General features: G+C 52.7%; 9 protein-coding genes. 5 read left to right on the plus strand and 4 right to left on the minus strand.

Translation table 11 applies throughout. The features are described from left to right. Window positions 1-11: 11 nt before the first annotated feature. The 5 genes from KO503_RS05555 to KO503_RS05575 are packed head-to-tail and all read left to right on the plus strand — an operon-like array spanning window position 12 to window position 4,805. Window positions 12-1,703, plus strand: a complete 1,692-nt coding sequence (locus KO503_RS05555; RefSeq protein ID WP_252730953.1) for an ABC transporter permease — start codon at window positions 12-14, stop codon at window positions 1,701-1,703. Continuing rightward, on the plus strand, window positions 1,691-2,734 hold the full coding sequence (locus KO503_RS05560; protein ID WP_215990575.1) for an ABC transporter ATP-binding protein: 1,044 nt from the start codon (window positions 1,691-1,693) through the stop codon (window positions 2,732-2,734). Before KO503_RS05555 ends, KO503_RS05560 begins: the two co-directional genes overlap by 13 nt. Continuing rightward, window positions 2,735-3,802: an MBL fold metallo-hydrolase gene (locus tag KO503_RS05565; protein WP_215990576.1), complete on the plus strand. Its 1,068-nt coding sequence runs from the start codon at window positions 2,735-2,737 to the stop codon at window positions 3,800-3,802. Further along, window positions 3,799-4,344: a histidine phosphatase family protein gene (locus tag KO503_RS05570; protein WP_215990577.1), complete on the plus strand. Its 546-nt coding sequence runs from the start codon at window positions 3,799-3,801 to the stop codon at window positions 4,342-4,344. The genes KO503_RS05565 and KO503_RS05570 overlap by 4 nt, the downstream gene beginning before the upstream one ends. After that, window positions 4,341-4,805: an HAD family acid phosphatase gene (locus tag KO503_RS05575; RefSeq protein WP_215990578.1), complete on the plus strand. Its 465-nt coding sequence runs from the start codon at window positions 4,341-4,343 to the stop codon at window positions 4,803-4,805. Before KO503_RS05570 ends, KO503_RS05575 begins: the two co-directional genes overlap by 4 nt. Before the next feature lie 63 nt (window positions 4,806-4,868). Here the strand turns inward: KO503_RS05575 and proB are convergent, their stop codons facing one another. From proB to KO503_RS05595, 4 genes are all read right to left on the minus strand, one after another. Beyond that, window positions 4,869-6,029: a glutamate 5-kinase gene (proB, locus tag KO503_RS05580; RefSeq protein WP_215990579.1), complete on the minus strand. Its 1,161-nt coding sequence runs from the start codon at window positions 6,027-6,029 to the stop codon at window positions 4,869-4,871. Window positions 6,030-6,337: 308 nt separating this feature from the next. Next, window positions 6,338-9,943 carry a bifunctional proline dehydrogenase/L-glutamate gamma-semialdehyde dehydrogenase PutA gene (gene putA / locus KO503_RS05585; protein ID WP_215990580.1) on the minus strand — a complete coding sequence of 1,202 codons (3,606 nt, stop codon included), beginning with the start codon at window positions 9,941-9,943 and terminating at the stop codon, window positions 6,338-6,340. Window positions 9,944-10,657: 714 nt separating this feature from the next. After that, window positions 10,658-11,089 carry a universal stress protein gene (locus KO503_RS05590; protein WP_215990581.1) on the minus strand — a complete coding sequence of 144 codons (432 nt, stop codon included), beginning with the start codon at window positions 11,087-11,089 and terminating at the stop codon, window positions 10,658-10,660. Next, window positions 11,086-13,695 (minus strand): TRAP transporter permease, encoded by a 2,610-nt coding sequence (locus tag KO503_RS05595; RefSeq protein ID WP_215990582.1) that lies wholly within the window; start codon window positions 13,693-13,695, stop codon window positions 11,086-11,088. Before KO503_RS05595 ends, KO503_RS05590 begins: the two co-directional genes overlap by 4 nt. Window positions 13,696-13,767 lie beyond the last annotated feature (72 nt).

The following is a 13,767-nucleotide window of genomic DNA, read 5'->3' on the forward strand; positions in this document are numbered from 1 at the left end:
TGAGCCAGACCATGCAAAAAGAAGGCAGCCGATCTGAGGGTCGGCTGCTCTGTGCCATTTTAATCGTCGCGATTTGTCTGACGCTGGCCCCCGTTGCGCGTTTGTTTGTCGAAGGGCTGACCGATCAAGGCACCTTCGGGTTTACATTGGCGGGCAAAGTGCTGGCGCAGCCCTCAACGATGAGCGCGCTCAAACATTCGCTGATCACGGCAAGTTTGGGCACTTTAGTTTCCTTGGTGTTGGGCGCCGCTTTTGCATTCCTTGTCGCACTGACCGACTTGCGGGCAAAAGCCGCCTTAGTGTTTTGTTTGATGATCCCGATGATGATCCCCCCACAAATCACCGCGCTGTCATGGACCCAGATCATGGGGCCATCGTCGGTCTTGCTGAAAACGCTTGGACTTGCCCCGCCCCTTGGATCATCGCAGCCGTTGTATTCAGCCGAAGGGATCATCCTGCTTTTGGGTATTCAGCATATGTCGATCATTTTCCTCACCTTGCGTGCAGGGTTACGCGCCATCCCGCAAGAAACGGTTGAAGCGGCTCGTATCAGTGGTGCGCGCGGTATGCGGACTTGGTGGCAGGTGATTTTGCCCCTGACCCTGCCAAGCCTTGCGGCAGGCACCGCAATCACCTTTGTCACCGCTCTTGGCAACTTTGGCATCCCCGCGATGCTGGGCATTCCCGCAGGGTATGTGACACTGCCGACGCTGGTCTATCAAAAGCTGGCAGGACTTGGCACCAGCGTGCTGGCTGAGGTGTCTGTTCTGGCGATGCTGATCGGCGCTGTCGCCGTTATTGGTATTCTGGCACAGCGTTTTTTTCAAACACAGCAAAGGGTCTATCTTGTTGGTTCTACGTCGCGCCCGCTGGCCATCCCATTGGGGGCCGCACGCCTGCCTGTGGAAATTCTGCTATGGGCTATTGTCTGCACCATCCTTGTTTTGCCAATGTTTGGCTTGCTGGCGACATCTTTGGTGCCCGCTTATGGTGTGCCACTGCGGTTTGACACAGTCACATTGACCTCATGGGTCGAAGTTCTGTTGCGCCAGCCCGTCACAGCGCGGGCTTTTGTAAACTCATTCGGTTTGGCCTTTGGTGCGGCACTTGTGCTGATGATCTTATGCCTGCCACTGGCATGGCTGATGGAACGCTCGCCCACACGGTTATCGCGCCTGTTCGACAGTCTGCTTGACCTACCCTATGCGCTGCCAGGAGTTGTTCTGTCGATTGCGATGATCCTTTTGCTGATCAATTTACCCTTCACCGACGCCACATTATACGGAACGATCTGGATCATTTTCTTCGCCTATCTTGCCCGCTTCTTTGCCGTCATGTTTCGCCCGCTACAGGCCAGTTTGAAACAACTTGACCCCGCAATGGGGGAAGCTGCGCAATCGGTTGGGGCCACGCTATTTCAACGCCTGCGCGATGTGATCATACCGCTTTCTGCCCCAGCAGCAGCCGCGGGGGCGATCCTTGTTTTTCTGACAGCGTTCAATGAATTGACCGTATCTGCGTTGCTCTGGTCATCGGGCACCGAAACATTAGGCGTGGTGATTTTCAATCTTGATGACAGCGGCGAAACCGCAATGGCCAGCGCTTTGGCGATGACCATCGTGATGGTCGTCATGCTGTTGATGGTTTTGGTTCAACTTTTATCACGCCGTTTTCCAAAAGGAGTCGTTCCATGGCAGACATAACCCTGACCTCAGTCGGTAAAACATTTTCGGGCAGCCCCGCCGTGCAAGACATTAGCACCCGTTTCAATGACGGTGAATTTATTGCCCTGTTAGGCCCATCGGGGTGCGGCAAGACCACACTTTTACGGTTGCTGGCGGGGTTCGAGATGCCAAGCCAAGGCACAATCCGCATCGGCGATCGTGACATTGCAGACGGCCATACCGGCAAGATGGTGCCGCCCGAGAACCGCAACATGGGCTTTGTATTTCAATCCTATGCGCTATGGCCCCATATGTCCGTGCGCCGCAATGTATCCTACCCCTTGGAAATTCGCGGATTTTCTAAAGGTGACATCGCCACTCAAACAGATGCCGCTCTCACCGCAACCGGTCTTGGTGAATATGCCGCGCGGATGCCATCAGAGCTGTCAGGTGGGCAAAGACAACGGGTCGCGCTGGCGCGTTGTCTCGTGTCCGATCCTGATGCCGTGCTACTAGATGAACCTTTGGCAAATCTAGATGTTGCCCTGCGCGCCTCTATGCAAACGGTGTTTACCGATTTTCACAAACGCACGGGCGCGACGATGGTTTATGTCACTCATGATCAAGCCGAAGCCATGGCCATGGCCGACCGCATCGCCGTCATGGACAATGGGCGTATCCAACAATTTGACACGCCGCAAAATCTATATGAGCGCCCGAAAAACCGTTTTGTGGCCGAGTTTGTCGGGTTGGGCACCGTTGTGCCGATGCGCGGGGTCGAGAAAAACGAGACAAGTTCCCACGGTCATGTTTTGGGACAGCGCATTGCGGTGAAAAGCACGCATGATTGCCCAAGTCATGTTTGCCTACGCCCCGAAAACCTGACGATTTCTGAAACGGGCGATCTGCGGGCCAAGGTGGCGCGTGTGACCTATCTGGGCGGGAAATATCTGCTGGAAACCGTGTCAGAATGCGGCACGCGGCTGTTGGCTGAAACGCGGGCCAAATTTGATGTGGGCGTACAACTGGGCCTGACCATCACCACCCCTTGGGCGTTTTACGAGGATTAAATGCAAAGTGTAAGAATTCTCTCCGGTATCGGCGATAAAGGCCCTGCTTGCATGCAGCTCAATACAGGCCATCAGCGTTGGTTGCTTGATTGCGGGTTTGGTCCCGAGGCCCATGCGCAATTTAACCCTGCATGGCTTGAGGGGGTGGATGCAGTGTTCATCACGCATGATCACATCGACCACATTGGTGGGGCGTCTCATGTGGTTGAGGCAGGCCTACCAATCTATGCCACGGCCCAGACGGCCAAGGCTTTGCCGCCTGCCGCTGTGGTGCGTGTATTGCCAGAACAAGGCACAACCGTGATTGACGGCATATCCCTAACCACAGGGCGCAACGGCCATGCGATGGGCGGTGTCTGGATGCATTTTGCCATGGGCGACGGGCTGTTTTACTCAGGCGATTGGTCAGAGGAATCCGATTGGTTTGCTTTTGATCGCCCCCCGCCGGCCGCGACCGCTATTTTGGATTGTTCTTACCATCTTGATGATGTGCCCCAAACCGACCGTTTTGCCGCACTTGATACATTGCTGGATGGGCTAGACGGCCAAGTGCTTTTGCCGGTGCCCCCCTCTGGGCGGGCAGGTGAAATGGCGCTCCACTTGATCCAACGGTACGGGGTGCAAAGCGTGATGTTAGACCCTGAATGTATGACAACCTTGCGCGCAGCCTTGTCTGGTGGAACATTCACCCAACATGTCCAAGACATTGTCCCATTGCTGGACCGCAGCCCAATGGAGCAAGCGCGTTTTTTGATCTGTGACACTCCCAATGCCGACGGTGGTGCCGCTTGGGGTTATGTACGGGCTTGGCATGAAAGCGGACGTTTGGGGCAAGATGCGCATGTTGTATTTACGGGCCATATGACAGCCCATGCCCGTGGCATTTGCAGCGTCCCTGGCGGGTATTTTCAACGTTGGAACGTGCATCCCCCGTTGCGTGATCAAATCAAAATGCTGGAACGATTACGCGCAAAACGCTTTGCCCCCGCTTTTTGCACCCAACCAGAAGACTACCTCATTGAAGATTTAGGAGTAGAGGTTTTTATGCATGATCTCATCCGCTTATGACCCTTTGGCCCCTGCCCGCCAAAAGCTTTTGCCTGATCCGGCATGGCGAAACGACAGCCAATGCTGACGATATCATCGCAGGCATTACCGATGTGCAGTTAAGCCCCCTTGGACGCGATCAAGCGCGCGCCTTGTCCCACCGAAAGTGGCCCGATCCAATTGCATTGTTTTCTAGCCCGTTGTCACGCGCCCAAGACACTTGCAAATTGGCATTTCAGGGGCAGGATTTCGTGCTGCACCACGACCTGCGGGAACGCGATTGGGGTATATTCGAGGGTCGCCCCTTAGCTGAGCTTCCCAATCGTGATGACACCCCTGATGGCGGCGAAAGCTGGCCTGCGATGTTGGCGCGGGTCCATAGCGCCATATCCGAGATCTGCGCCACATCTGGCACAGCCCTGCCCGTGCTTATCTGTCATTCTGGCATAATCCGCGCCGCGCGTGTGCTGTGGACCACAGGCAGCGTAGGTCAGCGTCCGCCAAATGCCGTGCCACTTTTGTTTGATAAGTTGCCCCATAAAATTCAGGAGAAAACACTATGACGCAAACGGACTTAACCCCCTGCGTTGTCTTTGATGTCGATGGAACCCTCGCAGAATTTGACGCCGAAACACTGGGGCATCTTGTGCATGGGGTGGAAAAGCACTGGGATGAATTTCATATAGCTATGGCCGACGCGCCCTTGATTGCCCCTGTCGCCAAATTGATGCAACGCCTCAAAGACAGTGGCGAAACCATCGTCATTTGTTCTGGGCGCCCGCAAGGTTGGGCCGATTATACGATTGCATGGTTGCGGAAACACAACCTTCCTTTTGACGGGATTTACCTCAGAGACGCGGATCAGGACGATGCCAGCGATCCCGAAGTGAAACGCCATGCCTTGGCGCAGATGCAGGCAGACGGACTGAGACCTTGGATCGTCATTGATGATCGCAGCTCAGTCGTCGCGGCTTGGCGCGCCGAAGGGATCATCTGTCTGCAATGTGCGCCAGGTGACTTTTGAAGAAAATGAAGGGCGCGGCTATTTAAACAGCCGCGCCCGATCAACCTGCCCGATCAAAGCGCCCTATACAGGAATAACAACTTTCGCGTCTTCCTCAGGGGCATCCAGTTGTAGGTGATATTCCTCTAGCACCAGAATGTTTTCCGCACCGACGATGTCGCTTTTCGTCTTATATCCGATAACCTCTTCAACCGGCATATCCAGATGGCGCGCCATAAGCATGGTTTCTTCGGATGAGAAATTTGTCAGCCCGCGCGCCACTTCTTCACCATCTTCGTTGTAAATGTGCAGGACATCCCCTTTGGTAAAGTCGCCTTGGATTGAAATGACATCCACACGGCTCACACCTTGTTTACGCTCAACGATACCTAAGGCGACTTCATTTGACACAACAAGCGTTCCGGACACCTGCAAACGGTTGCTGAGCCAGACTTTCAACGGCGACGCCGTCTTGCCCCGCACAAGACAACGGGTGAAACGGCGCTCATTTTCAAGTACGGATGAAACAGGGCGCTCAATGATACCATCTGCAATAATCGTCTCAACTCCGGCGTTCTGCGCCATGTTGGCCGCATGCATTTTCGTAAGCATCCCCCCACTTCCAAGCGTACTGATACCTGTCGTGGATTCCAGATGCTCGCTCACGTCTTCGATTTCGTGAATGAACTTCGCATCCTTGTCAGACGGATCACGATCGTATAGCCCCTCGACACTGGTCAAGATGATTAATGTATCGGCCTCAATCATTTGCGCGACCTTAGCGGACAATCGGTCATTATCGCCAACACGTAAATCGCGTGTCGCAACAGAATCGTTTTCGTTAATGATGGGCAAAATGTCGTTTTCGAACAATCTCATCATCGTATTTTTGATGTTCAAAAAGCGACGGCTTTCTTCCATATCTTCGACCGTCACCAACATCTGTGCGACGCTCAAATCATATTCTGACGCGACCTGACGGTAGGCATTCATTAACAGGGGTTGGCCGCATGCAGCGGCGGCTTGTTTGTCAAGAACGCCTGCGTCTTCAGGGCGTTTTCCGACCATGTTCAACCCCAGCGCAACAGACCCAGAAGAGGTCAGAATAATATTATAACCTTCCTTTTGAAGCTGCGCGAGATCACTTAACAGACCGTTCATAAAAGCATAGCGAAGGGTTAAATTGTCACTGTTCGCCAAAAGGCTGGATCCGATTTTGACAACAATTTTCTTCTTCTTTAACATGAGGTTCGCCTCGTAAGTTGTTGTTTTATGGTATTTACTACAACCACACTAACCCCGAGATGCAGTATTTTGACACTGCCTCAATCAGGTACTCGCACCACGTATAACACTTACCCCCCATACGAATGCAAACAGGTTGCTGCGCCGCCGCACAAATATGCGAAAAACGGACCAACCTTAAAAATCGCTGATTCAGCTTTGTTCCCTCATTATTGGAACAACCAAACCACGATAATCGTCGTCAAGAATCGCAAGGCCAATAACAACTTAAAGACACATATTTTGAGCCCCTAAACGCGACATTGTGATCAATCCGTCTCGATGTCCGCAAGCAATGATGCATTCCCCCCAGCAGCCGTTGTATCGATGCAAGTGGTGCGTTCGTGGCAATACTGCTCTGGCGCAAGAGGTTCAGTGACCACTTTGATGATCGCCCCTCCTCTTTCAGAAAGCTTTATTTTAAGCGCACGGATATCATCACGACCCGCTTGGATTGCGATAAGGTCGACCTTCAACGCCTCCAAAGCCTCAAGGCCGAGCGAGCCGTCCAATATAGCCAAAGGGGCCTTAAGGCCAGCGAGAGGACGCAGCGCTGATGAGGCCTTCGGCGCGATGGCCAAGACGGTATTGCCGCCAGCTAGAGCTTGCAATGTTTGCGACACAAGGCTTTCTGTATCCGGCCCCAAACACAAAACAGTCCCCCGTGGCACCAGTTGGAGGCGGTTTGCCTCCCCCGTTGGGCCCGGCAGATCGATGGGCCCGTATTCAAGTGCGGCAACCGCAGACATGACCTTGGCCGATTTACCACGAAGGGCCGCCCGTAAATCAGTGATCCGGTTGGTAGATCTTGCCCAATCTTGGGCACGCAGTGTTTTCAAAGCATCCGTGGCCTGAGCCTCAGAAACGGACGCATGGAATACAGGCGCTGAATGATCTGTGATAGGTGAAGTTTGAAACCGCGGCAAATAGTAAGGCCCGCCAGCTTTGGGGCCTGTTCCAGATAGACCGTGCCCGCCAAAGGGTTGCGAGCCAACAACTGCGCCGATTTGGTCGCGATTGACATAGGCATTCCCAGCATGAACACGATCCAAAACATATTGAACGCGGCGGTCAATACGGGTGTGGATGCCAAAGGTCAGCCCATATCCCGTCGCGTTTATCGCCTCGATCGCATCTTCTGCACGCGCGACATCAAAGCTGGCGATATGCAGTACGGGGCCGAAAATTTCACGCTCCACATCCGCGATACTGTCGACCTTTACAATGGTTGGCGGCACGAAAAGCCCGCCTTGCGGCACTGGGATTTGCGTCACGATCTGCTGGCTTTTAGACATGTCTCGCAGGTAACCTTGGATGCCATCATAAGCCTCTTGGTCAATCACAGGCCCGACATCTGTTGCAAGATCGCGTGGATCCCCAACTGTGAGGGCATCCATCGCGCCCGTTAACATCTCGATAAGCTCTTCACGCACATCGTTTTGCACATAAAGGACACGCAAAGCCGAGCATCGCTGCCCTGCCGACTGGAACGCCCCGCGTATAATGTCTCGTGTGGCCTGCTCCATAAGCGCTGTCGAATCCACGATCATCGCATTGATACCGCCGGTTTCGGCGATGAACATGGCGTCGGGCGATGTTTTGGCCAATTGGCGCTCGATAAGTTTTGCGACCTCTGTTGAACCGGTGAAACACACGCCATTGATACGCGGATCAGCCGTCAAGGACGCCCCCACAGCCACGCCATCGCCTGGTAAAAGCTGCACCACATCCGATGGAATACCGGCTTGCAGCATCCACGCGACCGCACGCGCAGCAATCAGCGGTGTTTGCTCAGCAGGCTTTGCAATCACGGCATTGCCCGCGGCCAATGCAGCCGCAATTTGTCCTGTAAAAATGGCCAGTGGGAAATTCCAAGGACTAATACAGACGATGACTCCATGCGCAGACTTGCCGGTGTTCAAATCCTGTATTTCATCCGCATAGTACCGCAAAAAGTCTACGGCTTCACGTAATTCAGCGATCCCATCCAACAACGTTTTGCCAGCTTCACGCGCCAACAGTTCGAAAATTTCGGCAGCATTTTCCTCATACAGGTCGGCCACCTTACGCAACACAGTCGCGCGAACACTCGGCTCGGTTTGCGCCCACCCCGCTTGTGCGGCAACAGCCAGTCCAACAGCACTTTGCGCCAACGCCTCATCTGCCTCCCCCACTGTGCCCACCTGTTCTCGAGGTGCACAGGGATTGAACAGATCTCGCGTAGTCCCACATGTGTACGATGCCGAGGTTATCGGGGATGCAGACCATTGATACGGCGCCGCAAACGGAGCACGGCCAGAAGCGATCTTGGCAATTTCAAGCGGGTCCGTGATGTCATATCCTCGACTGTTGAGGCGTGGTGCGAAAATATCGCTTGGGCATACGATCGCTGTGCCTGGCTGAAAACCACCAGCTTCAGCCAAGGCTATTGGATCACGCACGATATCTTTGGCGGATACGGTTTCATCGACAATCTGGTTCACGAAAGAGGAGTTCGCCCCATTTTCAAGCAAACGCCGCACCAAGTAGGCCAGCAGATCCCTATGTGCGCCCACAGGGGCGTAGATACGGCACCGGGACCCATGTCGTGACAGCACCGCGTCATGCAGCACCTCGCCCATACCGTGGAGGCGTTGGAATTCAAAGCTGTTTGGATCGTCAGCCATTTCAAGAACGGCAGCTACCGAATGCGCATTATGCGTGGCAAATTGAGGATATACTCGGTCGGTCATACCCAACAATTTTCGCGAGCAAGCGAGATATGAAACATCCGTATGGGATTTGCGTGTCAAAACAGGATAACCGGCAAGGCCCATAACCTGTGCGCGCTTGATCTCTTGATCCCAATACGCCCCTTTCACCAAACGCACCATGATCTTGCGATCCAACCGAACGGCAAGTTCATAGAGCCAGTCCAATGTGGGCATGGCGCGCCGCCCGAAAGCTTGCACCACCACACCAAACCCGTCCCATCCTGCAAGGCTTTCGTCTGACAGCACACGCTCGATCACTTCGAGCGAAATATCAAGACGATCCGCCTCTTCTGCATCAATGTTGAACCCTATCTTCGCCTTGGCCGCAGCCTGCGCAAGCTCCAGAAGGCGCGCGCACAATACGGGCAACATCTCACTGCGTTGCCCATATTCGTAGCGCGGATGAAGCGCCGAAAGTTTGACCGAAATACCCGGATTTTCGCGCACATCTTGGTGTTTTGCCCGCACTGCGATGGCTTTAATCGCTTTAGCGTAAGCCTCGTGATACTCTAGGGCGTCCGCATCTGTACGGGCAGCTTCTCCAAGCATATCATAGGAATATGTATAGCCTTTGGCGACCATTGCATCACCGCGCTTTGTCGCCTCGTCGATGGAGCGGCCAAGCACGAATTGCGATCCCATTTGCGCCATGGCTTTGCCAACAGCCGTGCGGACCACGGGCTCTCCAAGCCGACGCACCAAAGCACGCAATGTCCCTGCAACACGCGTGCCATCTTGATCTAACACTTTGCCAGTAAGCAACAGGCCCCACGTTGATGCATTGACCAAAATTGAGCCAGAGTCGCCGATATGTTTTGCCCAATCATGCGGCGTGATTTTATCGCGGATCAACTCGTCGACCGTAAACGAGTCTGGCACGCGCAACATGGCTTCCGCCAAGCACATCAATGCCACGCCCTCATTCGTCGACAGGCCATACTCGGATAGAAAACTCTCCATGACGCCGATTTTGCCCGTATCACGCACATCTTGAACCAGCTTTTGCGCCTGCGCACAAATTGCGAATCTTTGGGCGTCACTCAGTTGAGTTTCATTCACGAGTCTGCGAACCAAAGACGTTTCATCCGTGAGGTATGCAGAGCGAATTGCAGCGTTGGTCATGGTTGTCGTATCCCAAAAATGAGGCCGTATGCACGGTGGTATAAAAAAGAAGTGGAGGTTTTTGGTATCGCAGAGTGGTTGTCTTTAGGCTTGGCTGAGATCAATGCTGAGTTTGTGCGCTGACTTTACAGTACCAAGATTCGTGACATAACAATCATCGCATCTCATCACGGCCCGAAGGGCGCGTCTATCTTAATCCAACGCAAAAAGCACCTTACTCTACGTCTTGCCCAAATAGGCAACCGATCCTTAAGCGCTGGAAGGCACTTGAGATTCAGATCAATCGCTGTTGATTTAGATTACAGTTAATTTTTTAGAGAGGGTTCCATGCTGATGAGGGGCGCACAGGGAACTGCAATGAAAGTTTCCAAGTAAGAACACGACTGCAAATGTAACGAGGCTGCACGCGGCTTGAAAAGCTAGCATACTATCTAGCATACTATATTGGGTGACCTCTTGGATGGTTAGTCTGGATAAGGGCCAACTTTATACAATAAAAACAAAGAAACGTTGCGGACAGACAGTCAGCCAACATATCACCAGATATTACCTATAATCACTTAGTAACAATAGATTAACCATAAATTCTAAATATACAGGTGTAGCAAAATGTGTAGCACATGATTCAAACGGATTTTGGGATGCAATTGCATCTATGGCTCAAGTATTCCTGTGCCCAATGAGATAGAGGATCTCTCAGGCACAGGATTTCATTTATCGAACCACATACACAGAACAGTTCGCGTGTCTGACGATGCGTGCGGCATTCGGGCCAAGCATGTAGTGCGACTTTTCAGCTTTATGACTGCCGACAACGATTAAAGACGGTGTCGTCTTGTCAGCCAGCTTGAGGACTTCCTCATAGGCTTTTCCTGTCGCCACAATGTGACGGATCTTATCGTTATTGTCCGTCCCAAGAGCGTCTATCATCAACCTGTTCAGCATGGCCTTGGCTTCAACCAGCATTTTGTCATGATGATCTTTGCTAAAAAAACCACCAACAGGGCTCATGCCAAAGTCTGGTACAACAGCAATGACATCAAGTTGCGCCCCTTCCAAGTCCGCCATTTTTTGAGCGACTTGGATCGTTGCAAAATCGTCTTTGCCATTGCTGACATCAACTGCGCAGAGAATTGAGCTGCTCATGATGGAACTCCTTCACGTGATATACGAGCGCGTTGCATAAATGCGATCAAAGCCAAGAAAAGCAATGCTGGCAAGAAGACCAGTTCCTTTGGCAGCTGATCAGACGGTGCTTGTACGGATGCGATGGTCACAGGATCATCCCCGTAAAAATCAAAGCCGCCAAGGGCACTGCTAAATGGCGACCCAAAGGATGGCTCATCCATGTTTACAGCGCCGTCATCTTCCATCAACAGCATGCCAAAGGCCATCAGACGCTCATCGCTGGACCCTTCACTGTCGATAGGCATGACCAATGTGGTCTCTTTGATCTCGCCTGTGTCATAGTCAGGGCCAGACACAACAAGGCGCAACTCGTCCCCCACAGATGCATCGCCGAGGGCTTGTGTAAAGCCAGATGGAGCAACCGTTTCAAACGCTGGATCAAGGCGGTTCATCACAAAGTCAGGACGGAACAAGGCAAAGGCGACCAGCACCAAAGCGATGCTTTCATAGACGCGGCTTTTTGTAAGGAACCACCCCATGGTGCCAGCCGTGAAGACCAAGATCGCGATGGATGCCGTGATAAAGACCAAGATGCCCTGCGCCCATGTGACATCGATGAGCAGCAAATCTGTGTTGAAGATAAACACAAACGGCAAGGCGACAGTGCGCAAGCTGTAGAAGAATGCGATAAAGCCGGTCTTGATTGCATCCCCACCAGAAACCGCAGCGGCGGCAAAACTGGCAAGCCCCACAGGCGGTGTCACATCGGCCATGATGCCAAAGTAGAACACAAACAAGTGTACGGCGATAAGTGGCACGATCAAGCCTGACTGCGCGCCAAGTTCAACCACAACGCCCGCCATCAAAGAAGACACAACGATATAATTCGCCGTTGTTGGCAACCCCATGCCGAGGATGAGAGACAAAAGCCCCACCATCACCAACATCAAAATCAAGTTGCCGCCAGATAAGAACTCAACCAGATTGGCCATAACCTGACCAACACCCGTCAGCGTCACTGTGCCAACGATCACACCAGCTGTTGCAGTCGCAAGGCCGATACCGATCATATTGCGCGCACCGTCGATAAGACCTTGGGTCAAATCAACAACACCATCTTTGAACGCATTCACAGTATTGTTTTCGCCGCGGAAAATCGCTTTGAGCGGATGCTGTGTGAGCAAAATTGCAAACAGCAGCATCGTTGCCCAGAACGCAGATAGACCTGGGGATTTCTGTTCGATCATTAAGAAGTAAACCAACACAATGATTGGCAGCAGGTAGTAAAGACCAGATTTGTAGATGTCTTTGATCACCGGCAACTCAACTTCTGCGGCATTCGGATCATCAGCTTCTAGGTCTGGAACCGTGGCTGCAAGCCAAAGCAAGCCAACATAGATAGCAAAGACGATGAGAGACATGATCAGGCCAGCAGAACTTGGGGCCCATGAGGATACCGCGTTGACAGGAAACTGTGACCCATAACACAAACCAGCGAAAATCGCGAAGAACGAGAACATTCCAACGATCGTGCGCGCCATTTTGACTTCGCGGTTGCCAATGGTTGGCATGTTGTTTTTCACGGCTTCCAAGTGGACGATATAAACCAGCGCGATGTAAGAAATCGTCGCAGGCAAGAACGCCGCGGTGATCACTTCAACGTAGGAAATACCGACGTATTCCACCATCAAGAATGCAGCAGCACCCATCACTGGTGGCATGATTTGCCCATTCACAGAGGATGCCACTTCAACAGCTCCGGCTTTTTCCGAAGAAAAGCCAACGCGTTTCATGAGGGGTATGGTGAACGTGCCGGTGGTGACAACGTTGGCAATGGACGACCCAGAAATAAGACCTGTCGCAGCAGAGCCAACAACGGCAGCTTTGGCAGGACCGCCACGCAGGTGGCCAAGTGCGCCAAACGCCATTTTGATAAAGTAGTTCCCTGCGCCTGCTTTATCGAGCAAAGCACCGAACAGGACAAACAGAAACACAAACTTTGTCGAAACACCAAGCGCAATGCCGAACACGCCTTCTGACGTAATCCACATGTGGCTCATGGCTTTCTTGAGTGATGCGCCTTTCCAGCGGATTACATCGGGGACCAATTCGGATGATCCAAAGAACACATAGGCAAGGAAAATTGTTGCGATGATCGCCATCGCAGGTCCAAGCGCGCGGCGCGCGCCCTCAAACAAAATCAACATGCCCGCCAGCGCAAACCATTTGTCTACATTGTCAGCAAGACCACCTGCACTGACGATTTTTTCGTAAAAGAAAAAACCGTAGAGCGCGATAAATGCACCAAACATGCCCAGCACCCAATCGGCGACGGGGATATAGTTGCGTGGGCTGGATTTGAACGCGGGATACGCCATAAAGGCTAGGAAAATTGCAAAGGCCAAATGGACCTGACGCGAGTTGTTAATCACATCACCAGGCAAAATATAGTTGGCCAATGGCGATGCCAAAAGCACCTGAAACAGCGACCACACGACGGCGATTATAGCAAGAAGCGTACCGACACCTCCGGCAGGATCACGGGCACCAGCGTCAGAGGAGGCAACAAGATCTTGCAGCTCCTGTTCGCTTAGCGGCCTATTTTCTGTCGTTTTGTCGACCATGTCAGTCCCCCTGAACACGCGGATTTTTCCGCTTTAATTTTTAAATAAAAATGGAGGGACACTGAGTGCCCC

The sequence above is a fragment of the Pacificibacter marinus genome (assembly GCF_018860505.1).
GTDB lineage: Bacteria > Pseudomonadota > Alphaproteobacteria > Rhodobacterales > Rhodobacteraceae > Celeribacter > Celeribacter marinus_B.

What these genes read in the sequence shown, in the direction of transcription:
- KO503_RS05555 (WP_252730953.1), top strand. Translation starts at nt 12, where the DNA reads ATGCAAAAAGAAGGCAGCCGATCTGAGGGTCGGCTGCTCTGTGCCATT.
- KO503_RS05560 (WP_215990575.1), top strand. Translation starts at nt 1,691, where the DNA reads ATGGCAGACATAACCCTGACCTCAGTCGGTAAAACATTTTCGGGCAGC.
- KO503_RS05565 (WP_215990576.1), top strand. Translation starts at nt 2,735, where the DNA reads ATGCAAAGTGTAAGAATTCTCTCCGGTATCGGCGATAAAGGCCCTGCT.
- KO503_RS05570 (WP_215990577.1), top strand. Translation starts at nt 3,799, where the DNA reads ATGACCCTTTGGCCCCTGCCCGCCAAAAGCTTTTGCCTGATCCGGCAT.
- KO503_RS05575 (WP_215990578.1), top strand. Translation starts at nt 4,341, where the DNA reads ATGACGCAAACGGACTTAACCCCCTGCGTTGTCTTTGATGTCGATGGA.
- proB (WP_215990579.1), bottom strand. Translation starts at nt 6,029, where the DNA reads ATGTTAAAGAAGAAGAAAATTGTTGTCAAAATCGGATCCAGCCTTTTG.
- putA (WP_215990580.1), bottom strand. Translation starts at nt 9,943, where the DNA reads ATGACCAACGCTGCAATTCGCTCTGCATACCTCACGGATGAAACGTCT.
- KO503_RS05590 (WP_215990581.1), bottom strand. Translation starts at nt 11,089, where the DNA reads ATGAGCAGCTCAATTCTCTGCGCAGTTGATGTCAGCAATGGCAAAGAC.
- KO503_RS05595 (WP_215990582.1), bottom strand. Translation starts at nt 13,695, where the DNA reads ATGGTCGACAAAACGACAGAAAATAGGCCGCTAAGCGAACAGGAGCTG.